The organism is Hymenobacter actinosclerus, assembly GCF_900111515.1.
Classification (GTDB): domain Bacteria; phylum Bacteroidota; class Bacteroidia; order Cytophagales; family Hymenobacteraceae; genus Hymenobacter; species Hymenobacter actinosclerus.
This window is the reverse complement of sequence record NZ_FOHS01000002.1, coordinates 528,189-547,990: the sequence shown is the minus strand read 5'-3', so window position 1 is coordinate 547,990 and position 19,802 is coordinate 528,189. Positions and strand designations below refer to the sequence as shown.

Below are 19,802 nucleotides of genomic sequence, written 5' to 3'. Positions count from 1 at the left end.
CGTCCGCTGCCCGTTTTGCGGGGTGCCGGGGCCGGGACGAAAAATGCGTGGCGGGTAGTACGTACAAAGTGCTGGTTATGAGCTGCCGGGCCGTACCTTGGGCTCCGCATCCGTTTTTCCACCCTTTTCAACTATATGCGTCTTTCTACTTTCCTGCTGACTATGGGCGGCCTGCTGGCGGGCAGCCTGTCGGCAACGGCCCAGCTGCCCGCCTACCGGCCTGTTGCGGCTGACCTCGATGGCTCGGCGGCCGATGCCTGCGCCCGCGTACACACCGGGGCCGCTGCCCGCCCCACCTACGCCAGCCTCAGCCACCGCCAAAAAATGGCCGGCTACGACGTGAAGTACTACAAGCTCGATATCCGGCTCAGCAACACCAGCCGCGACGTGGGCGGCACCGTCACCATCAGGGCCCGCACCGGTAGCCAGCCGCTCGACTCGCTGGCTTTCGAGCTCTACAACACCTTTACCATCGAATCGGTCGTCGTGGATGGGCGGGCCGACACCGGCCTGCGCCGCAAAGGCCTGGGCGACGTAACGGCCGGCCTGGCGCAGCCCGTGGCTGCCAACACGCTTTTTGAGGCCCGCATTACTTACCGCGGTACGGCTCCTAATGGCAACGCCGCCGCCATTGGCAATGCCCTGAATACGGCCGTGGCACGCACCTACAACGTGAGTACCACCTGGAGCCTGTCGGAGCCCTACAACGCCTACGAGTGGTGGCCCTGCAAGCAGACGCTCACCGATAAAGCCGACTCGACCGACGTGTGGGTGACGACCGCCGCCACCAACAAGGTTGGCTCCAACGGCGTGCTGGAGCGGGTAACCAGCCTGCCCGGCAACCAGGTGCGCTACGAGTGGAAATCGCGCCACCCGATTGATTATTACCTGATTTCGGTGGCCGTGGGCCCCTACCTCGAGTATGTGAATTACGCCAACCCCGTGGGCGGCCCGCGCATTCCCATCGTCAACTACGTTTACAACCAGGCCGCCCTCAATTTCTACCGCACCGAAATCGACCGCACGCCGGGCTTCATTGAAAACTACTCGGCCCTGGTAGGCCTCTACCCGTTTGCCAACGAGAAGTACGGGCACAGCATGGCGCCCATTGGTGGCGGCATGGAGCACCAGACCATGACCACCCAGGACGGCTTCAACTTCACGCTTACGGCCCACGAGCTGTTCCATCAGTGGTTCGGCGACAACGTGACCTGCGGGGCCTGGGAAGACATCTGGCTCAACGAGGGCTTCGCTTCCTACGGCGAGTACCTCTCGCTGAACGCGTTTGCTACGCCCACCGCGGCCCGCAGCTGGCTCGACCAGGCTCACAACTCGGCCCTGAGCCAGCCCGGCGGCAGCCTGTTCGTGAGTGATACCAGCAACGTGGACCGCATCTTCAGCTCGCGGCTCAGCTATAAGAAGGGGGCTGCTGTCATTCACATGCTGCGCTACCTGCTGAACGACGACGCCAAATTCTTCCGGGTGCTACGCACCTACCAGAGCACCTACCGCGGCAGCACGGCCCGCACCCGCGACCTGCAGCGGCTTTTCGAGGCCGAGGCCGGCCAGTCGTTGCAGTACTTCTTCGACCAGTGGTTCCGGGGCGAAGGCTACCCCACGTTTGCCCTGCGCTGGAACCAGGCGGGCGGCCAGATGTACCTGCAGAGCACCCAAACGGCCTCGATGCCCGCAGTTACGCCTTTCTTCCAGACCGATATCGACTACCGCCTGACCTTTGCCGATAACAGTACCCGCACCGTCCGCTTTGCCCAGACGCAGCCCGTGCGCACGTTGTCTGTAAGCGAATCGCGGGCGGTGGTCAGCATTGAAATCGACCCCGACCAATGGGTGCTCAACGGGTCGGGCACGGTAGTGCGTGACGCAGGCATCATCACGGGCACCAATACGGCGCGCCTGGCTCAGCTGAGCGTGTATCCCAACCCCTGCCGCGAGCAGCTGCGTCTGGCCGATTTCAGCGGCTCAAACGTTCAGGCCGAGGTAGCTGATGCCGCCGGCCGCATTGTACTGCGCCAGACCGTGCCTGCTGCCCGGCCCGTGCTGCAAACCGCCCTGCTCGCCCCCGGCCTCTACCACCTGCGCCTGCTCAGGCCCGACGGGACGGTTGCCCGTGCCCGGTTCGTGAAGCAGGAGTAGCAAACAGGAATTCGCAAGTAAAAAGGCCGTTGAGCCTCCTTATTGGAGAAACTCAACGGCCTTTTTATTTGCGGATTCTTATTTTTTTTCTTCTTATTTTTTGGCTGCTTTCCAGTAATTGCCAATCAGCTCTTCTACCTCGGGTGGGGCAGGGGGCAGGTTGAAAACCGCGTCCACCAGCGCATCGAAACTGGCGGCGGGCGTGAAAATAGCGTCGGCGAACGGGTCGTTGGCGAGCCGGATGAAGCCGGGCTGCCCATTAACGCTCACCAAATCGACGGTGACGTTGCCGAAGCGCTGGTTGCAGCGGCCGGTAGCGGCGCAGTCCTGGGGCTGGGGCTTGAGGAAATATTTCTGGGTGGTTTCGGCGTAACGCTCGTGGTGCAGGGTGCGCTGGTCGGCGGCGCCCAACTGGTAGCCCAGCGCCAGCACCCGGTCGCGGATAAAGTCGAAGAAGTGCTGGAAGTTGCCCGGTCCCATGCTGGGGTCGTACAGGAACACGGCCCCGCGCTGGCCTTCCTTGCGGGCCAGCTGCACCCGAAACCGCGCCCCGGGCAAACCGGCCTTCTGGTAATGATAGGCCTTGAAGTAGGGGCCGGCCCAGTTGAGGTACACCTGCTGGCTTAGCCACTGCTGCCGGAGCCGCTCCTGCGCCGGGGTACGGTGCAGCGGCCGCCACTCGCCCGAATCGGGCATGGAGCCGGTAAAAAGCTGTTTGAGCAGGTCGAGCAAAATAGGTGGTAGAGTTTCAGGGGTAACCACAGGCCCGGCAAATGGTTTGCCGGCCGGCGCGTGGCCCGATTCAAACAACGAGCCAATTACCACCCCTCGGGCCCAAAAAAGCGGGGTTCCCGTTGCCGGAAACCCCGCCGAAGCCAGTGGGCCTGGGTACCCTATTTAACCCGGGTCCAGGTCTGCGACTTGCCGATGAGCGAGAAGCCGATGTAGCCTTTTACTTCCATGGTGTTGGCATTCAGCATTTTCATGTAGCAGGAGTAGGTTTTGCCCGTCTCCGGGTCGTAGATTTTGCCATCATCCCACTTATTGCCCTCATCGTATTCGAAGCCGTTCATGAACACCATGCCCAGGCGGGGGCGGCTGCGCTGCTTGGGGTCGGGGTTCTGGGTGTCGGTTTTGGGCTTGCCGGCCGCATCGTTGGGCACGGTCAGCGACACAATTTTACCGCAGAGCTTGGTGCCGCACTTGTAAATCTCGAAGGTGGCCTTCTTCTCGGCATTGGTCCACACGCCCAGCGGCGACAGGGTCTGAGCCGAAGCCGACCCAAGCAGGCCGAAGAGGAAGACGATGCTTAACAGAACAAATTTTTTCATGGAATTGGTGATGGAGAAGTGGGAGTTGATTCGTGGGAAAAGATAACTAAATCCGGCTGAATAAGCTACTTCGCCCGGTTTTAGCTTCGCACCGGGGATTGCAAGTATGAGGCCAGAATCCGCCCAGGCCAGTTGGTCGAAAGTTTTTAGAGGTTAAAAGCCTGTGAAAGTCAGGGAGATGGAATAAATATTGGGTTTGCACGGTAAAAAAAGCTGTTTTTATTTTGAACCAACCCCTTAGCGTTTAACTTTACCATGCGTAGCGAGTGCTACAGCCCCCGCCGGGCCACCCTAAGGTGCTGGGTAGCGAAGCAGGGGTTATGTCGGATCTAAAGAAAGGAGGTACAAAATGTCTAGTAGTCCCAACCAAATCCTGCCAAGCCTGTCGAATGTAGTCCGCTTCACCGCCGGACGCGCTTAACAACAGCTTTCGCGCGGAATCCTGTTAGCCCTTCAGGGCGGGTTCCCGCATTCTGGCAAGGTCTTACAATTAGATGACGGAGCTGTACCCCAGCTCAGTCGCTTGGTAAGATTTGAAGGATTAGATGCCCGGTTTGCCCAGCAGCCTCGATAAGGAGGTCTGCACAGGCAACCGGGCATCGCTGCGTTTAAGGTGAGCTGGTGAGTGGTGAGATGGTGAGTTTGACGTTCCAGGGGCCTGATTAGCAAACCGCACCGTTAGGCCCCTGGAACGTCAAACTCACCATCTCACCACTCAACAGCTCACCTCAAAGCACCCGCCGCACCTGCATGAAGCGGCGCTCATAGTCGGTCCCTTCTACCTGGCTGATTTTGACGCCCGACTCGCGGCGGGCCGAGGAGGCGTGCACGAACCGAATGGGCTCGCCGGGGGCGCTGATAACAATGCCCGCGTGGCCCGGCGTGGTAGAAGTGGCGGCCGTACCGGTAAACACTACAATGTCGCCGGGGCGGGCGGTAGCGCGGGCCACTGGCCGGCCCACATCAATGAGCATGGCCGTAGAGTGGGGCGTGGGCACGCCGTAGCGGGCAAACACGTACATAACGAAGCCCGAACAGTCGAAGCCGAGTTTGGGCGAAACGCCGGCGTAGACGTAGGGCGTGCCCAGCTGGCGCAGGGCAAAGGCCACGATGCTGTCGGCTTTGCTGGTCGGCGCCGCCGCCCCCAGGCCGGGCACTGGGGTGGGTTGAGGAGCGGGCTCGTGCCGGGCCGCGGATGATGCCGTGGATACGCCCACACGGGGCCGCCGGGCAGGCGGAGCCGTGGTTCGGTAGGCCGTTGGGCGGGTTGGGGTGAGCAGCGCCACTTCAGTTGTCCGGGTGGGGGGTGCCGGGGCCCGCAGCCGCACCCACGCCGCCCGGCCTACCAGCAGGGCAATCAGCAGCAGAAAAACCGACCAGACGTAGCGCATGGGGTAAATGTGAAGTAGTGCCTGCTTAACGGCCGGGCTACGGTGCAGGTTCCGGCCGGCGGGCCGTGGCGGTTACAAGCGGCCGGCAAAAGGCCGGTTCGGCGCGCAAAAGTCGGGACGATTGATGAGCGGTTGCAGCTTTTCGGGGTTTTCCCCGTTCTTTGCCCAACCAGCCTGCGGGGCTGGAGTTAACTGTTCGCCCACCCTTTTTTCACTCTGAATGCTCCTGACTGCTCCTCACCGCCGCCTGGCGGTGGCGGCCCTGGGTGTGCTGCTGGGCCACGCGGCCCCGGCGGCCCTGGCCGCGCCCACGCTGCGCTACACGCTGGCCATGCCGGCCCCGCAAACCCATTATTTTGAGGTCGAGATGAACCTCGACGGCTTCAACAAAGCCTACACCGACGTAAAAATGCCCGTCTGGGCCCCCGGTTCCTACCTGATCCGGGAGTTCGAGCGCAACGTGGAGGACTTCGGCGCCACCGCCGGCAATCAGCCGCTGCGCACCGAAAAGATGGACAAGAACACTTGGCGCATCTACCACCCCAAGGCCCGCAACTTCGCGGTGCGCTACAAGGTGTACGCCTACGAGCTGAGCGTGCGCACGAGCTTCATCGACGCCTCGCACGGCTACGTGAACGGCACGAGCGTGTTCATGTACCCAGCCGAAAACAAGCAGCTGCCCAGCCAGCTGGAAGTGAAGCCCGCCGCCGGCTGGAGCCAGGTAAGCACCAGCCTCAAGCCCGCAGGCGGCACGTTCACGTACCGCAGCAGCAACTACGACGAGCTGGCCGACTCGCCCATTGAAATCGGCAACCAGAAAATCTACACCTTCACCGCCAACGGCACGCCCCACACGGTGGCCATGTACGGCGACCCGGTAGTGGACGAGCAGCGCCTGACCCGCGACATGCAGCGCGTGTGCGAGGAGGCCCACAAAGTAGTCGACCGCAACCCGCTGGACCGTTACGTATTCATTGTGCACAACATTGATCGGGGCACCGGCGGCCTGGAGCACCTGTTTTCTACCACGCTGTCGGTTTCGCGCAACGCCTACGCCACCGAGGCGGGCTGGAAGGGCTACCTGGGGCTGGTGGCGCACGAGTATTTCCACCTCTGGAACGTGAAGCGCATCCGGCCGGTGGCGCTGGGGCCGTTTGATTACGACAAGGAAAACTACACCCGTATGCTCTGGCTGAGCGAGGGCGGCACCGAGTACTTCTCCAACCTGATTGTGCAGCGGGCCGGTTTCCTCACCCCCGACCAGTATCTGGGCGATTTGAGCAACGGCATCAACCGGGTCGAGAACACGCCCGGCAACAAGGTGCAGTCGGCCGCCGACGCCAGCTTCGATGCCTGGATCAAGCAGTACCGGCCCAACGAAAACTCGGGCAACACCGCCATCAGCTACTACGACAAGGGCGAGGTGATTCTGGCCACGCTGGATCTGATGGTAATCAACGCCACGAAAGGCGAAAAGCGCCTCGACGACGTGATGCGCTACCTCTACGACCAGTACTACCTCAAGCAGGGCCGCGGCTTTACCGACCAGGAGTACCAGGATGCCGTGGCCAAAATAGCCGGCCAGCGCTTCGATGAGTTCTTCGCCAAACACGTGTACGGCACCGAAATGCTGCCCTACGAGCAGGCCCTGGGCTACGCCGGCCTGCGCCTGAGCATCACGCCCACGCCGGCCACCGAGGCCGACCTGGGCGCCCGCATCAGCCCCGCCGGGGGCCGCCAGACAGTGGCCGGTGTAACGCGCGACGGCAGCGCCTGGCAGGGTGGCCTGAACGTGGGCGACGAAATCTTGAGCCTCGACGGCGTGCGCGTAACCGACGACCTGAACAAGCTGCTGGCCGGCCGGGCCGTGGGCTCGACCATCAAGGTGCTCGTCACCCGCGAGGGCCGGGTGCAGGAGCTGAGCATCCCGCTACTGGCCAGCGCCGCCCGCCGCTACCGCATCGAGCGCCAGCCCAACCCCACGGCCGAGCAGCAGCGCGTGTTTGATAAGTGGCTGCCGGTGCGCAGCTAGATTTTCAGCCGTTAGCTTATAGCTGTTGGCTGTTAGCTTTCATGTTTGAAAGCAAAACGCCCCCGCCGGATTCCGGTGGGGGCGTTTTTGTGGGAGGTGGTAGGGCTGGTTGGGTAGAACCGCTACAGCGCCGGGGCGCCCACGGCGGTGGCCACGTTCACGCGGCCCCAGCCGAAGCTGGCGTCGCGGCGGCTGCGGTTGGAGCTGGCTGCCACCAGGCGGGCCAGAATCTGGGTGCTGGTTTCGGTGGGGTAGCGGGCCCACACCACGGCGGCCATGCCGGCCATGCTGGCCGTGGCTACCGACGAGCCGCCCACGGTGCTGGGCGCGTCGCCGCTCATGGCCAGCGTGAGGGGCCGCCGGTCGTTGGCCGTCCGCTGCATAACTACCGTGAACTCCACGGCTGCGCCGGTGTGGCACTCGTCGCAGCGCGTTTTCAGGTCGTCCTTCATGCCGGTTACGGCCACGGCTTCGGGCAGCGAGGCGGGGTAGATGACGCCCACCCAGCCGGCCGACCAATCGAACGACGTACCGGCGGCGCAGAAAATAAGCTTGCCCTTGTCGGAAGCGTAGCGGATGGCGTCGCGCATCTGGCCCGACGACGTGAGCCGGCCCATGCTCATGCTGATGATGCGCACATCGGCGCGGTTGGCGGCCAGCAGGTAGGCGTCGGTAACGCCCTGCACCTCGCGGCTGGCGTCCAGAAACACGTCGGTGGCGGCGCGCACTACTATCAGATTGGCGTTGTAAGCCACGCCTACGGCGGCGCCGTCGGTGCCCCGGGGGGCAGCCGCGGCGCCCGCCATGCTGGTGCCGTGGCCACACGCGTCGTCGGGCGTTTCGGTGTCGCCGTAAGGGATGCCGAAAATGGTGGCGCGCGGGTACGTAACCAGGCGCTCCACGGTGCGGCCACTGCTCTGGCCCTGGTTGAAGGCTGAGCCCAGGTTCTCCTGCTCGCCCGAGGCGCCCGTGTCAATGATGAGAATCTTCTGGCCCTGGCCGGTGCTCTGGCTCCAGGCCGCCCGAATGCCGTGGTACTGGTCCTGCTGATTCCACGACGACTTGGCGCCGCCGGATAGCACCGTATAGTCGGGGCCGGCCGTGAGGCCGGCGGTGGCCGTGTTGTTGCCGCAGCCGCTGCTGAGCAGGCCGCTGCGGTTGGCCGTGCCCGGCTCGGAATTGGCCCCGTCGGTTACGGGACGCTGGCCGTTGGGCTCGTAGCCCATGGGCTCGGCGTAGCGCACCAGGCCGGAGGCGCGCAGGGCCTGAATGGTACGCAGTTGGCGCACCGTTACCGTGAGCACCGGCAGGGAGTTGGCCTCGAACACGCGCAGCTTGTCGGCGGTCAGGCCCGGATTGGCTTTCTGTTCTTCAGCCAGAATCAGGGCCAGTACCTGCTCGCGGGCCTGCTGCCAGGCGGGCAGCTGGCGCGCATCGTCGGGTAGGGTGGCTCCTGCCTGGCCGCCGGTGGGCTGGTAGCCCACCGACAGCACATGGTCGGACTGCTCCAGGGCGCTCCAGACGGTGTGGGCCGGGGCGGCGTTCCAGTCGAACTCGCCGCGCTGGCGCAGGGTGCTGAAAATGTGCTCGTCGAGCTGCGCGCTGGTCAGGGCCACTTTGGGGTCGGGCAGGGGGCTGGCCAGGCGGTCATTATCAACCTGACAGCTGGCGAAGGCCAGCGCCAGTAAGGCGGCCGGCGCGAGGGTAAATCTGCGCATAGGATGGTGGGTTGTGGTGAAGGGAAGAACAAGGGTATAAGCAACATAGAATTTCACGCATATCCAATAGCCGGGCCGTGGAGCAGCTGATTGGCGGCCACAAAAAAGCCCCGGCTGCCAACTGGCAACCTTGTCCTTACCCAAAACCTAGAAAGCGCCGGCCGGTAGGTCGGCGTTTTTTAGTGTTTACTCGTCAGGTAGTTGCGCGGCCAGCAGCACTCCTTCGACCAGCAAGCGTAAGCTGCGCCGCCCCAGCCACAGCGTTTGCCAGCCCGGTGGGCCATCGCCCGTGCGGCCCAGGTGTCCGCCCAGCGCGGCCAGGGCCAGATACACAGCCCGCACCGTGTCCACGGGCCGGCGGCTGTGGTGGCGCAACACCCGTAACTCGGTCGGCGTGAGCCCCGCCGTCTCGGCCGGCAAGTCGGGTTCGAGCCGGCTTTTCTCGCGCAGGTCCACCAGCGCCAGCGCTACCACACTCAGCAAGGCGGCGGCGGCAAAGAGCCGGGCAGCAGTCTGCAACTGGAGTTGCTCGACGCGCATGCCCGTCTTGAGGGCCTTGTGGAAATCCTCTATCAGCCAGCGACTCGTGTACTGGCGCACACAAGCCAGGGCCTGGGCCAAGTGGGTGACGGGCTGGTCGCAGAGCAGCAGCCATTCCAGGCCGGGGGCTGCGTCGGGGCCCGTTTCTTCCCACACCCGTACCACGCTAGCGGGCACGGGGTCGCCCTTGCCCGTGGCTCCGCCCGGCCGTTGTGGGGCCCGTAAAGCCAGTGGCGGACTGAAACTTACCTGTAGCATCAGCTCGCGGGCCGGCTGGCGTGGCCGCCCGCGCAGGGCCAGCGAAAAGCGGCCGGCGCTGGGCTGGGCACGGGCCTGCTCGAAGAGGCGGCCCGCCGGCGTTTTGGCGGGCCCCGCCACCAGGGCCCGGTCCTGGGCGGCGCGCACCACAAAGCCCAGACCCTGCGCCTGGCACTGTTGCAAATGCTCGTAGATGTCGGCCCCACGGTCGGCCACCACCACCCAGCGCGTGCCCACCGGGGGGCGGCCCACGGCCCGTAGGCTCTGGCTCCACAGCGCCGACTCGCGCGCCCGGCTTTTGCGCAGGCGCGAGCCCTTTTGTGGGGCCGCTTGCTCGGCCGCGGGCACGGGCTGGCGCACGTGATACTGCTGATCTAAAAGGCCCAGCAGCGGCAGGGCCGGCCGTTTGGCGGCCGGGTCAGGGTCCTGGGCCGGCCAGGCGGCGGCCACGAGCGAGTGTAGCAGCACGCCCTGGCTCGTGGCCTTGCCCTGCCCGACGGGGCCCAGGCCCGCACGGCGCTCCAGCGCCTCGGGCCAGCTCAGTTCCGTCGTGTCTTCGATGAGCAGGTAGCTGCCGGGGGCCTGCAGCTGCTGGGCCACGTGCCGGCGATGAGGCGCTTGCAGCGCGTCGGGCGTGCTCTGTGCATGGCCCAGCAGCTGGTAGGCCGCCTTGCTGGCGTAGGCGTTACCTTGGCTCAGGCGCGGAATGCTCGCCCCCGGCTCGCGCACCCAGCCGGCGGCCAAGCGCACCACCCGGCGTTACGGCAGGCGTGGCCCAGGGCCACGCCCCCAAAATGCGTTTGCGCCCACTGCTGCGCTTGCCCGAAGGTGTCGGAAATGCTCATGCTCGAAAGCTACGGCCAAGCGCCAAAAAAGCGCCAACCTACCGGCCGGCGCTTTCTAAGTTTTGGGTAAGGACAAGCTGCCGGGCAGCGGGGCTTCACTTATGTAATAACCATCCGGAGTCGGGCAACTTAAAACGTGCGTTCCAGGGCCACCTCGCGGACGGGCGAAATCACGAGGGGCACTTTCTCCACTTTCACCGAGCTGGTATCGAGGCCGAAGTACTTGTCTTCGGAGGCAATAAACTGCTTGATGTAGAAGTAGGCCTGCATCACAATTTTCTCCACGGTAGGGAAGTCGTTTTCCACCGAGAGGTACTTTTCCATCACCACGAAGCGGAAGTCGCCCGTCACGTGCTGCTTGCTCAGCGACTCGTAGCGGGAGGTAATGTCCACTTCCTTGTTGCGCACCAGTTCCTCAATCACCTTGCGGAAATAGAGGTTGATTTTCTGCTCGACCCGGAAGCCCAGCCGGAACGTGATGCGGAAGGCGTCGTCGGGGGCCAGCTCAGTCACCTTGTATTCCATGGTATAGGGCTCGTCGGTGGTATCGACGTGCACAAACCAGTAGATATCGGCCCGCTTGGGGCGCTTCTGGAAGATGGAATAGATGATTTTCGACTCGATTTCCGACGGCCGCTCGGCCGAGGTCAGGAACACGAGGTGGGTGGCGTATTTCGAGATGGACTCGTCGGCGCTCAGCTCCTTGAGCGGTTCGATGTAGGGGTCAATCTTGACGAACTCGGTGAGGCGGCGCTTGATGTAGTAGGCGCGCAGCCACACGTACATCACGCTCACCAGGATTCCGCCAATCAGCAGCGACACCCAGCCGCCGTGCGGGAACTTGATGAGGTTGGCCACCAGAAACGAGCCCTCAATGGTGCCGTACACCAGCACAAACAGCCCGATTACGGCCAGCGGCACCCGCTTCGAGCGCAGCCACTGGCTCAGCAGAATCGTGGTCATGAGCATGGTGAGGGTGATGGCCAGGCCGTAGGCCGCCTCCATGTTCTCGGAGCGCCGGAAGTACAGCACCACCCCGATGCAGCCCAGCAGCAGCAGCCGGTTCATGCTGGGCACGAACAGCTGGCCCTTCACGTCGGTGGGGTAGTTGAGCTTCACTTTGGGCCACATATTGAGGCGGATGGCCTCGGCCACGAGCGTAAACGAGCCCGTAATGAGGGCCTGGGAGGCAATAACGGCCGCCAGCGTAGCCACGCAGATACCAATGAGCAGAAACCACTCGGGCATGAGCTCATAGAACGGGTTGCGGCCCGCCAGCTGCTGGCCCTGCTGCGACATCAGCCAGCCGCCCTGGCCCAGGTAGTTGAGCACCAGGCAACTCTTAACGAATACCCAGCTGATGCGGATGTTGCCCTTGCCGCAGTGGCCCAGGTCGGAGTACAGCGCCTCGGCTCCGGTGGTGCACAGAAACACGGCGCCCAGCAGCCAGAAGCCGCCGGGGTAGTTTACCAGCAGGTTATAGGCGTAATAAGGGTTGAACGCCTTCAGGATTTCGGGATGGTGCATCACGCCGTTCACGCCCAGCACGCCCAGCATGCCAAACCACACGAACATAATCGGTCCGAAGGCCTTGCCCACAATCTGGGTGCCGAAGCTCTGGAGCAGAAACAGCCCCGCAATAATGCCGATGACGATGGGCACCGTCGGGATACCCGGATACAGCGTTTCGAGCCCCTCAATGGCCGACGATACCGAAATGGGCGGCGTAATCACGCCGTCGGCCAGCAGGGCCGCGCCCCCGATAATGGCCACCGCCGACAGCCAGGCCCCACGGCGGCGCACCAAAGCGTAGAGCGAGAAAATGCCGCCCTCGCCGTTGTTATCGGCATTGAGCGTGAGCAGCACGTACTTAACGGTGGTCTGGAGCGTGAGCGTCCAGATAACGCAGGAAATGCCGCCGTACACGAGCAGCGGGTCAATCTGACCCGGCACAATGGCCTTCATTACGTAGAGCGGGGAGGTGCCAATGTCGCCGTAAATGATACCCAGGGCAATAAGCAAACCGGCCGTAGAAATGGCTGAATGCTGGTTTTTAGCGTCCATATAGAAACTGGTAGAAGAGGGCAAATGGCAAGAAGCGGGGCCGAAGGTAACAGCCCCCCCCTGAATTGACGGCCCGGCGGCCGGGGCGCACATGCAAAACGGCCGCACACGTGCGGCCGCAGCCGGTTGATTAGGCTGGTGGAGGAGCGTCGGGTTGTTCTTTTTCGGTAGCGTCAGCAGGGGCCATCAAGGCGGCCTGCTGGTACCAGTAGCCGGCAGCCGTGGCCGTTTCGTGGTGGCGCTGCCCGATGCGGCGGTTGGCCTCCCGGGCCAGCGCCTGCCAGCCGCGGGCGGGGCCACCGAGGGAGAAATAACGGGTTTGCCGGCCCGGCAGGTGTACGCGCCAGCGGTTGGTGCCGCGCAGGCCCCAGGCCAGCAGCGCCAGGCCCAGCCCGAGCCCCAGCACCGTCGGAGCCGTTTTCAGCCAGAACTGCAGGTAAGCCAGCAGGAAGCCGCAGAACCCGAACGCGCCCAGCAGCACGCCCAGCAGCCAGCGCACCGGCTGCACATCCACACCCTCCAGCTCGCGCCAGGCAAACTGCTCGTCCTGCAGCTCCAGGCGGTCGTTGGTGAGGGCCAGCCGGCCATCCTCGCTCCGCAGGGTATCAAAAATTTCGGGCGGCGGCGGCGGGGGCAACAGCGGCTCGGCAGCTTCAGAAACGAACTCGGCCGCCACCGGTACTTCGGCCTCGACCGGGGCGGGGGTGGCCGCCGGCTCAGGCCCGGGCCCGGGGTTCGGGGCCGCAAAAGCCCCGCCGCCGCCCGTACTGGTTCGCACCCAGGAGGGCGGAACGTGACGCAGGGGAGGCAGCGGGGCTTGCATGGGTTGGTTTTGGCAGGGGTATACGATGAAGCGACAAGAACGTCATTTCATCGCCGCCCCCATTACTTGTTCACCTTCAGCAGCTCCACGTCGAAGATGAGCGTGGTGTCGGGGCCGATGTCGCGGCCGGCGCCGCGCTTGCCGTAGGCCAGGTCGGAGGGAATGTAGAGGCGCCACTTCGAGCCCTCGGGCATCAGCTGCAGCGCTTCTGTCCAGCCGGCAATTACCTGGTTTACGCCGAACGTGGCGGGCTGGCCGCGCTGGTACGAGCTGTCGAACACCGTGCCGTTGAGCAGCGTGCCGTGGTAGTGCGTGGTAACCGACGAGCCGGGGCCGGGTTTCGGGCCGTTGCCTTCGGTGATGACCTCGTACTGCAGGCCGCTGGGCAGGGTGGTTACGCCGGCCTTGTTGGTGTTTTCCTGCAGGAAGGCTTCGCCTTCGGCTTTGCTGTTACCCATATCGCTGGAGTTTTGGTTGTCGTCGTCGTTGTCGTCTTCCATGCCGCCGCCGAGCTGCTCCTGAAGCTGCTGCATGGCGCTCTGCATCTGCTCGGGCGTGAGGCGGCTGGGCTCGTTGGTAAGGGCCTCCTTCATTGCCTGGGCAAAGATATCGATGTCGAGGTCGAGGCCCTGCTGGGAGAAGTTGTTGGCCATGTCGCGGCCAATGATGTAGCTGATTTGCTCTTTCAAGCCATTCAAATCCATAATCACTGATTTGCGCTGATTTTCCGCTGATGCCGCTGATTTTTTTACGGCAGCATCGGTTTTGAAAATCAACTGGTGAATAATAGGTGCGCGGCCCGCACGGGCCGATGCTACTGTGAAGTACCGAAAACCGCCGCGAATGGATGTTGTTTTTTCTGACCCCGCGGCTAAGGCGTTGAAAATGAAGCCCGGTTTCTAAGCCCCTAAAACACGCAAGCCCCGCCGGAGGGGCGGGGCTTGCGGTAAAGTAAGGGACGATGGAAGCTTAGCAGAAGTGCAGCTCTTCCTCGTCGCGCAGGTCGAAGTGCAGGCTCAGGTCGCGCATTTGGGCGGCCAGGAAGCGGAAGGAACCGAAGCTGCCCAGCAGCAGCAGCGACGAAAAGGTGGCGGTGCTCTTTTTCATGGTACTGTGATTAGATAAGTGTCAATCAGCTGATTGGCTGCAAAGGTACTACGCAAAGTTCAGTAAAGTGTTATGCAAGCCTAATAAATTACTGCGCATGGAAAGGATGAAGGGCGTCCTAATTTACTATTGAAAAACCAGTATGGTATTATAGGTAGATTGGACTGACTGCCAGTTCAACGGGGTAACCAGCTGATAGTTGCAGGATATGAATTCCGCGCCGGCCATTTGCGCTTCGTTACTTACTTTCGCATTGTCTTCTAACTATAATATTTTCCGGATGAAGTACTTGTTTACCCTTCTTTTCCTTGCCAGCGTGCACCTGGCGCAGGCCCAGACCAGCCTGCTGCTCGGCGGTATGCGGGCTGCCACGCAGCTGGGTGGTATGGCCGCCCGCAACAGCAAGGCTAAAGCCAAAGTAAAGACCAACGCTGTGGCCGAGGAAACCCCGGCCTCGGCCCCGGTAGTCATCCCGACGCCCACGTCCAACAGTGCCTTCACCTATCAGGGCCAGAGTGTGGCACGCCAGCGCACCGCGCCGGGTACGCTCTCCGGCAAGGGCTCCGCCGAAATCATGGCTCTCGAAGCGGTGCTGGAGCAAACCCACCAGGCCCTGCTGGCCGACTCGGCGCAGTCGTTTATGCCCGCCGCGCAGCTGGACGCCATTCGCACGGCCGCCCGCCAGGCCGCCGCAGCCCGGCCCTCCTGGGACTATTCGGCTTACCACCACGAGGTGGCCTTTTACCAGCGCGAAGAAGCCCGCCGCACGGCCCCGGCACCGGTGGCCAAGCCCAAGCCCAAACCCCGGGGCCGCAAATAGCCAGTGCATTTTGCCGGACGGTTGCGCAAATGCCCGCTTCTGCCAGTCAGGAGCGGGCGTTTCGTTGGCGGGCGCGCCTGGCTGCCGCTCCGCTCCTTACTCCACGGCCCGCACTTCTACCCGGCGGTTGCGCTCGTCGGGGGCGGGGTAGAGCGGGCGGGTGTCGCCGTAGCCGACGGCGTTGATGCGGCCGGCCGCAATGCCGGCCCGGATCAGGTACTTCTGGACGGCGGCGGCCCGCTGCTCGGAGAGCTGCTGGTTTTTGCCCGGCTCGCCGATGCGGTCGGTGTGGCCGGCTACTTCCACCCGCAGCCCGGGGTTGGTGCGCAGCGTGGCGGCCAGCTGGTTGAGCGCCGGGAAGGCCTCGGGCAGCAGCCGGGCCGTACCCAGCCGGAACAGCACGGTGGGCAGCACCGTGGGCGTAGCCGCCAGCGCCGGACTGGCCGGCTGCGGCCGCACGGTGGCGGGCAGCTGGCTGGCCAGTGACGGCCGGCGGAGTGGCACGGGCAGCGGCGCCAACAACTCGGGAGGCGCGGGGCGGGTTGCTGTGGGAGCGGGTTGGCCGCTAACGCGGATGGTGATGGGGACGCGGGTGCTCTGGGCGGTGGGGTAGTAGCCCTGGGCCAGGTAGAAGGTGGTGGTCTGGCGCAGGCGGGTGCGGAAGCTGTTGCCGCTGGCCAGCGGCTGCTGCGCCTCGGCGTCGGCGTACCAGAGCACGTTGCGGCCCGACACGCGCAGGGTGGTTTCGGCCCCGGCGGGCACGGTGGGGGCCGATTTCAGCTTAACGCGGTAGAAGGTGAAATTGCCGATGTCGCAGTCGCCGACGGGCTGGTAGGCGGCGCGGCCGGTGAGCTTTTCCTCGGCCGCGTCGTAGCTGAGCACCACGCTGCCCGAGCACCAGTAGCTGAACAGCGACTGGCCGGTTTCCTGCAGCTTACGGCCGTGCTCCAGCCGCAGCCCAGTGGCCGTGCGCTGGCCCCGCACCTGAAACGTCACGCTCACTTCGGCCCCATCCCCATCCTGCTGATACAGCACGCCCAGCAAGCTGCCCGATTTGCTTTGCTGCAGCCGCAGCTCGGCGGGCCAGTACCCCCTTCGCTCGCCGGGGTCGGTTTCCACGCCCTGCCAGCTGCCCGTGAGCGACTGGGCCCGGGCAACGGGCGCGGTGGTGAGCAACAGTAGCAGCAACAGAAGCAGTTTGCAATTCATCATTCAGCCAGCAAAACAGTTGCCGCTAAGACGATGACTGACTGCTAAAAGGTTGCGTTTAGAGGCCTTGTACCCTGTCAAGCGGTTCGGAAAGCCGGATTTAATGGGGTAGGGGCGCCCTGGATGCACCCCGGCCCGCGCCTGAGCAGGCGCGGGCCGGGGCAGAAGGACCGAAGGCTGCGCGAAGCTAGTCGTCGGTGTTGGGCTTGCCCGGCGAGCCGGGGCCGCCGCCCAGCATGATGGCCAACGACTTCATGCCGATCTGCAGCTCGTCTTTGGCATAGTCGAGCAGGGGCGTGTTGGCGTTGATTTTCAGGTCCTGGGCCGCAACGGGCTTCACCTGGACCCCGGCAAACTCGTAGAGCAGCTTCTGCCGGCGCTCCTTATCAAAATAGACAAGCAGCTTGGTGATGCCATGCTGCTGCTGGACGTATACCGGGTGCGCAAAATTCAGCATCTGCGGTATCTGGGCAGAGGTCCAGACCTCCAGGGCTACGGGCTTCTGGCTCATGGCGCCCGCCTCGGCCGGAGCGGGTGTGCCCGCGCCCGGCTTCAATGTATAGGTGGTTTTCTGGCTGGGGTAGCCGGCTACCAGGCTGGTTTCAGGGCTGGTTTTGAGGGTGTAGTCCTCCTCGGCTACCACAATGCTCTGCCACCGGGTTTTCATGGTGGCGGCATTGTAGGTATAGGCCACCCGCTCGGGGCTGGCCTGGGCAGCCAGCAGCAGGATACCGGCGTTTTTGGCGCTGTCGAAGTAGTTTTCCAGGTGGTACGACAGCCCGTCGGTGCTTACCCGGGCTTCCTGGCCCCGGCAGTAAATGGTGCCTTTGCGCGGCAGCATCATGGCACCCATGACCAGGGCCGGGCTCAGCCGGGCCGCCTCGGCCTGAAACTGCTGCTGCTCAGCCGGCGTCATGCGGAGGGCAAGCTGCTGCATCTGGGCCTGCACATTGCCCTTGGCGGGGTCGATCTGGCTGAGCAGCTTATCGTAGGGGTTGCCCGGCAGCGATACCCGGGTAGTGATGATGCCCTGGGTGAAGTTGGGGGGCAGGGCCGGTGTGGGTGCCGGAGAAGAACCCGCCGCCAGGAGCAGGGCGGCAAACGGAAACACGCAGAACGCAACGGAACGACTGATACGCATGGCCAGCTGAACGAAAGATGGAATAAATCTCCGCAATCTATATAGATATGTCCTAATAAACAGCCTCGGGGTACTTACTGCCGGCGCAGTACCGAAAAACAGGGCAGGGACAGTTGGTTGGCCGAAGAGGGTAGCCAGGCGGTCAGGATGCGGTATGAAGACCACCAACCGGCCGGCCTAATAGCCGTTGCGGGCGCGGTGCCTGATGCGGGCTTCCCAGTTCTTGCGCTTGGGCGCGATGGGGCCGCGCAGGTGCTTTTCCATTACCAGCACGGCGCAGGGGGCGGCGGCGGTGGCCCCGAAGCCGGCGTTTTCGAGGTACACGGCCACTACTATTTTGGGGTTGTCGGCGGGGGCGAAGCCGACAAAGGCGGCGTGGTCGTCATCCTCGTCGCCGCCGTTCTGCACGGTGCCGGTTTTGCCCGCTACTGTAATGCCCACGTCGGCGAGGCTGGAGGTTTCGGCGGTGCCGCCGCGCTGCATTACCCCAATCATGCCGGGCAGCAGGGCCGCGAAATGGGTGCTGTCGATGAGGGTGTAGCGCTTTTCGAGAAAGCGGGGCAGGGGGCCATCGGCGCCGATGCTGCGCACGAGGTGGGGCGGGTAGTACCAGCCGCGGTTGGCGATGATGGCCGTCATGTTGGCCATTTGCAGGCCCGTCATATTGATTTCGCCCTGGCCCACGCTCAGCGAGTAGATGGAGCGGTAGGTCCAGTTGCGGGTCTTGCGGGCCTTGTCGTAGTAGGCGGGAGTGGGCAGGAAACCGGGGGCCTCGCGCGGAATGTCCACGCCCAGCACCGAATCGAGGCCGAAGGAGCGCACGTAGCGCCGCCACTCGGCCAGGTTGGCGTGGCGGGCGGCCACGGTGTCGGCTACCAGGCTATCGGGCACGCGCTGGATGAGGTTGCGCATGGTCTGGTAGAAGTAGGGGTTGCAGCTGTACTTTAGGCCCACCGTGAGGCTGCCGGGCACGGGGTGGCGGTGCACGCACTTAATCAGCGTCTGGTCGCACTTGAAGCCGGTGCTGGGGGTGATGGCGCCCAGCTGCAGGGCCACGGCGGCATTCACCAGCTTGAACACCGAGCCGGGCGGGTTGGCCAGCATGGCGGGCCGGTTGATGAGGGGCCGGTTCTCGTCGTAGAGCAGCTCCGAGCGCACCTTGGCCTGGTCGGGGGCGGTGAGCGTGGCCGGGTCGTAAATGGGGCCCGATACGTAGGCCAGAATTTCGCCGGTTTTGGGGTCGAGGGCCACCAGGTAGCCCTTGCGGTTGCCCATGAGCTGCTCGGCGTAGGCCTGCAGGTTGCGGTCGATGGTCAGGTGCAGGTCCTGGCCCTGGCGGAAGGCGGTGTCGGCGGCCCAGGAGCCGCGGGTCTGGCCCAGCGAATCGATGAGCGGGTGCCGGTAGCCGACGCGACCCGTGAGCAGGCCATTATAGTAGCCCTCGACGCCGCCGTTGCGCAGCTGGTAGAAGCGGCCGCGCTTGATGCGCCGGGCCTGGGTGAAAAAGGCCTGGGCCTCGGCGGCCGGATAGCCCAGCACGGCGGCGCCGGCGGAGGTGGTGTAGCGGCGGCCCACTTCGGTGCTGAGTGTGAGGGTGGGCCACTGCTGGCGGGCCTTGCGCACCCGGGCGGCTTCGGCGGCCGTCAGGCGCAGGTTCACTGGGAAGCCGGCGGGGGCCTTGTCGTAGGGCAGGGCCTGGGCGATGCGCTGCCTGATGGTGGCCGGCCCCCAGCCCAGCAGCTGGCCCAGCGCGGTGGTATCGAGGGGGGCCTTGCGCGGTAGCTTGAGCAGGTGCAGCGTGCCGGTAGCCACCAGCACGGAGTCGTGGCGGTCGAGCAGCCGGCCACGTACGAGCGAGTCGGCGCCTACTACCACGCGGCGGTGGGCAAAGGTTTCGGTAGGGAGCGTATCCTGCGCGGCTACTTCGGACGCGGGCGAGGAGCAGGCGGCCAGCACGGTCAGCAGCAAGAGCGGCCACCCTAACTTCCACTTATAAGGAACTATGCGCATGGGGTAAAGCTAGCTAATTGCCCGGAGCGGATAAACAGCGAGCCGATGAACAGGGCAATTGGCGCTATGAATGAGCGTGCCGGGCCGTTCGCCGAACTGATGTTGGCCCTACTTCCGGCCCCCTCCGCCCCGCCATGCGCCCCCGGCCCCACCCGAAGCGGCGCGTAACGGCCACGACGGGCCGGGAGTAGCGGCGGAAACAGGTGTGCCACACGGAGTCATACCTATTTGGAAGTGTGGCGCTACATAAAAAGGCACGCTATAAGTTCGCATATTGCGAACTTATAGCGTGCCCCCAACGTCCTCTTATGAAAGTTCATCTCATCAAGCGGCAAACCGTGGAAGACTTTGCGGCCCGC

At 64.1% G+C, this 19,802-nt stretch carries 15 protein-coding genes; 3 read left to right on the top strand and 12 right to left on the bottom strand.

The features are described 5' to 3' along the window. Positions 1-135 precede the first annotated feature (135 nt). A complete protein-coding gene (locus tag BMY67_RS08700) occupies positions 136-2,154 on the top strand; it encodes a M1 family metallopeptidase (RefSeq protein WP_092770524.1) in 2,019 nt (672 codons plus the stop codon). Positions 2,155-2,247: 93 nt separating this feature from the next. Here BMY67_RS08700 and BMY67_RS08695 read toward each other — a convergent pair whose 3' ends face one another. The 3 genes from BMY67_RS08695 to BMY67_RS08685 form a co-directional block, all read right to left on the bottom strand. Further along, on the bottom strand, positions 2,248-2,886 hold the full coding sequence (locus tag BMY67_RS08695) for a hypothetical protein (RefSeq protein ID WP_092770522.1): 639 nt from the start codon (positions 2,884-2,886) through the stop codon (positions 2,248-2,250). Between the two features lie 161 nt (positions 2,887-3,047). After that, positions 3,048-3,485: a DUF2147 domain-containing protein gene (locus BMY67_RS08690; RefSeq protein ID WP_092770520.1), complete on the bottom strand. Its 438-nt coding sequence runs from the start codon at positions 3,483-3,485 to the stop codon at positions 3,048-3,050. Positions 3,486-4,213: 728 nt separating this feature from the next. Continuing rightward, positions 4,214-4,876 carry a C40 family peptidase gene (locus tag BMY67_RS08685; protein WP_092770518.1) on the bottom strand — a complete coding sequence of 221 codons (663 nt, stop codon included), beginning with the start codon at positions 4,874-4,876 and terminating at the stop codon, positions 4,214-4,216. A 220-nt stretch (positions 4,877-5,096) separates the two neighbouring features. On the opposite strand from BMY67_RS08685, the gene BMY67_RS08680 reads away from it, so the two are divergent. Continuing rightward, positions 5,097-6,908: a M61 family metallopeptidase gene (locus tag BMY67_RS08680; protein ID WP_092770516.1), complete on the top strand. Its 1,812-nt coding sequence runs from the start codon at positions 5,097-5,099 to the stop codon at positions 6,906-6,908. A gap of 122 nt (positions 6,909-7,030) precedes the next feature. On the opposite strand, the gene BMY67_RS08675 is transcribed toward BMY67_RS08680, so the two are convergent. The 6 genes from BMY67_RS08675 to BMY67_RS19320 all read right to left on the bottom strand — a co-directional run bounded on the left by BMY67_RS08675 (position 7,031) and on the right by BMY67_RS19320 (position 14,263). After that, complete coding sequence (locus BMY67_RS08675) at positions 7,031-8,626, bottom strand: S8 family peptidase (protein WP_092770514.1); 1,596 nt, start codon at positions 8,624-8,626, stop codon at positions 7,031-7,033. A 186-nt stretch (positions 8,627-8,812) separates the two neighbouring features. After that, the gene (locus BMY67_RS08670) at positions 8,813-10,174 is read right to left on the bottom strand and encodes an IS4 family transposase (RefSeq protein WP_177189754.1); all 1,362 of its coding nucleotides are present in this window, start codon (positions 10,172-10,174) and stop codon (positions 8,813-8,815) included. A gap of 224 nt (positions 10,175-10,398) precedes the next feature. Beyond that, positions 10,399-12,333, bottom strand: coding sequence for a KUP/HAK/KT family potassium transporter (locus BMY67_RS08665; RefSeq protein WP_092770510.1), 1,935 nt, complete (start codon positions 12,331-12,333; stop codon positions 10,399-10,401). A 130-nt stretch (positions 12,334-12,463) separates the two neighbouring features. Next, positions 12,464-13,156, bottom strand: a complete 693-nt coding sequence (locus tag BMY67_RS08660) for a hypothetical protein (protein WP_092770508.1) — start codon at positions 13,154-13,156, stop codon at positions 12,464-12,466. Positions 13,157-13,218: 62 nt separating this feature from the next. Then, positions 13,219-13,860 carry a BamJ family beta-barrel-assembly machinery protein gene (locus tag BMY67_RS08655; protein WP_092771633.1) on the bottom strand — a complete coding sequence of 214 codons (642 nt, stop codon included), beginning with the start codon at positions 13,858-13,860 and terminating at the stop codon, positions 13,219-13,221. Positions 13,861-14,125: 265 nt separating this feature from the next. Continuing rightward, on the bottom strand, positions 14,126-14,263 hold the full coding sequence (locus BMY67_RS19320) for a hypothetical protein (RefSeq protein ID WP_177189753.1): 138 nt from the start codon (positions 14,261-14,263) through the stop codon (positions 14,126-14,128). 280 nt (positions 14,264-14,543) lie between these two features. Between BMY67_RS19320 and BMY67_RS08650 the strand changes: the two genes are divergently transcribed. Next, on the top strand, positions 14,544-15,083 hold the full coding sequence (locus BMY67_RS08650) for a hypothetical protein (protein ID WP_092770506.1): 540 nt from the start codon (positions 14,544-14,546) through the stop codon (positions 15,081-15,083). A 96-nt stretch (positions 15,084-15,179) separates the two neighbouring features. On the opposite strand, the gene BMY67_RS08645 is transcribed toward BMY67_RS08650, so the two are convergent. The 3 genes from BMY67_RS08645 to BMY67_RS08635 form a co-directional block, all read right to left on the bottom strand. Further along, positions 15,180-16,292, bottom strand: a complete 1,113-nt coding sequence (locus tag BMY67_RS08645; protein WP_177189752.1) for an OmpA family protein — start codon at positions 16,290-16,292, stop codon at positions 15,180-15,182. Positions 16,293-16,479: 187 nt separating this feature from the next. Next, positions 16,480-17,433 carry a hypothetical protein gene (locus tag BMY67_RS08640; RefSeq protein ID WP_143069752.1) on the bottom strand — a complete coding sequence of 318 codons (954 nt, stop codon included), beginning with the start codon at positions 17,431-17,433 and terminating at the stop codon, positions 16,480-16,482. 177 nt (positions 17,434-17,610) lie between these two features. Continuing rightward, positions 17,611-19,443: a peptidoglycan D,D-transpeptidase FtsI family protein gene (locus tag BMY67_RS08635; RefSeq protein ID WP_092770500.1), complete on the bottom strand. Its 1,833-nt coding sequence runs from the start codon at positions 19,441-19,443 to the stop codon at positions 17,611-17,613. Between the last annotated feature and the right edge of the window lie 359 nt (positions 19,444-19,802).

Bases quoted from the DNA above. Each gene is read 5' to 3' on its own strand.
- BMY67_RS08635 (WP_092770500.1), bottom strand. From the start codon at position 19,443: ATGCGCATAGTTCCTTATAAGTGGAAGTTAGGGTGGCCGCTCTTGCTG.
- BMY67_RS08650 (WP_092770506.1), top strand. From the start codon at position 14,544: ATGAAGTACTTGTTTACCCTTCTTTTCCTTGCCAGCGTGCACCTGGCG.
- BMY67_RS08660 (WP_092770508.1), bottom strand. From the start codon at position 13,156: ATGCAAGCCCCGCTGCCTCCCCTGCGTCACGTTCCGCCCTCCTGGGTG.
- BMY67_RS08675 (WP_092770514.1), bottom strand. From the start codon at position 8,626: ATGCGCAGATTTACCCTCGCGCCGGCCGCCTTACTGGCGCTGGCCTTC.
- BMY67_RS08700 (WP_092770524.1), top strand. From the start codon at position 136: ATGCGTCTTTCTACTTTCCTGCTGACTATGGGCGGCCTGCTGGCGGGC.
- BMY67_RS08655 (WP_092771633.1), bottom strand. From the start codon at position 13,860: ATGGATTTGAATGGCTTGAAAGAGCAAATCAGCTACATCATTGGCCGC.
- BMY67_RS08685 (WP_092770518.1), bottom strand. From the start codon at position 4,876: ATGCGCTACGTCTGGTCGGTTTTTCTGCTGCTGATTGCCCTGCTGGTA.
- BMY67_RS19320 (WP_177189753.1), bottom strand. From the start codon at position 14,263: ATGAAAAAGAGCACCGCCACCTTTTCGTCGCTGCTGCTGCTGGGCAGC.
- BMY67_RS08690 (WP_092770520.1), bottom strand. From the start codon at position 3,485: ATGAAAAAATTTGTTCTGTTAAGCATCGTCTTCCTCTTCGGCCTGCTT.
- BMY67_RS08665 (WP_092770510.1), bottom strand. From the start codon at position 12,333: ATGGACGCTAAAAACCAGCATTCAGCCATTTCTACGGCCGGTTTGCTT.
- BMY67_RS08645 (WP_177189752.1), bottom strand. From the start codon at position 16,292: ATGAATTGCAAACTGCTTCTGTTGCTGCTACTGTTGCTCACCACCGCG.
- BMY67_RS08680 (WP_092770516.1), top strand. From the start codon at position 5,097: ATGCTCCTGACTGCTCCTCACCGCCGCCTGGCGGTGGCGGCCCTGGGT.
- BMY67_RS08640 (WP_143069752.1), bottom strand. From the start codon at position 17,433: ATGCGTATCAGTCGTTCCGTTGCGTTCTGCGTGTTTCCGTTTGCCGCC.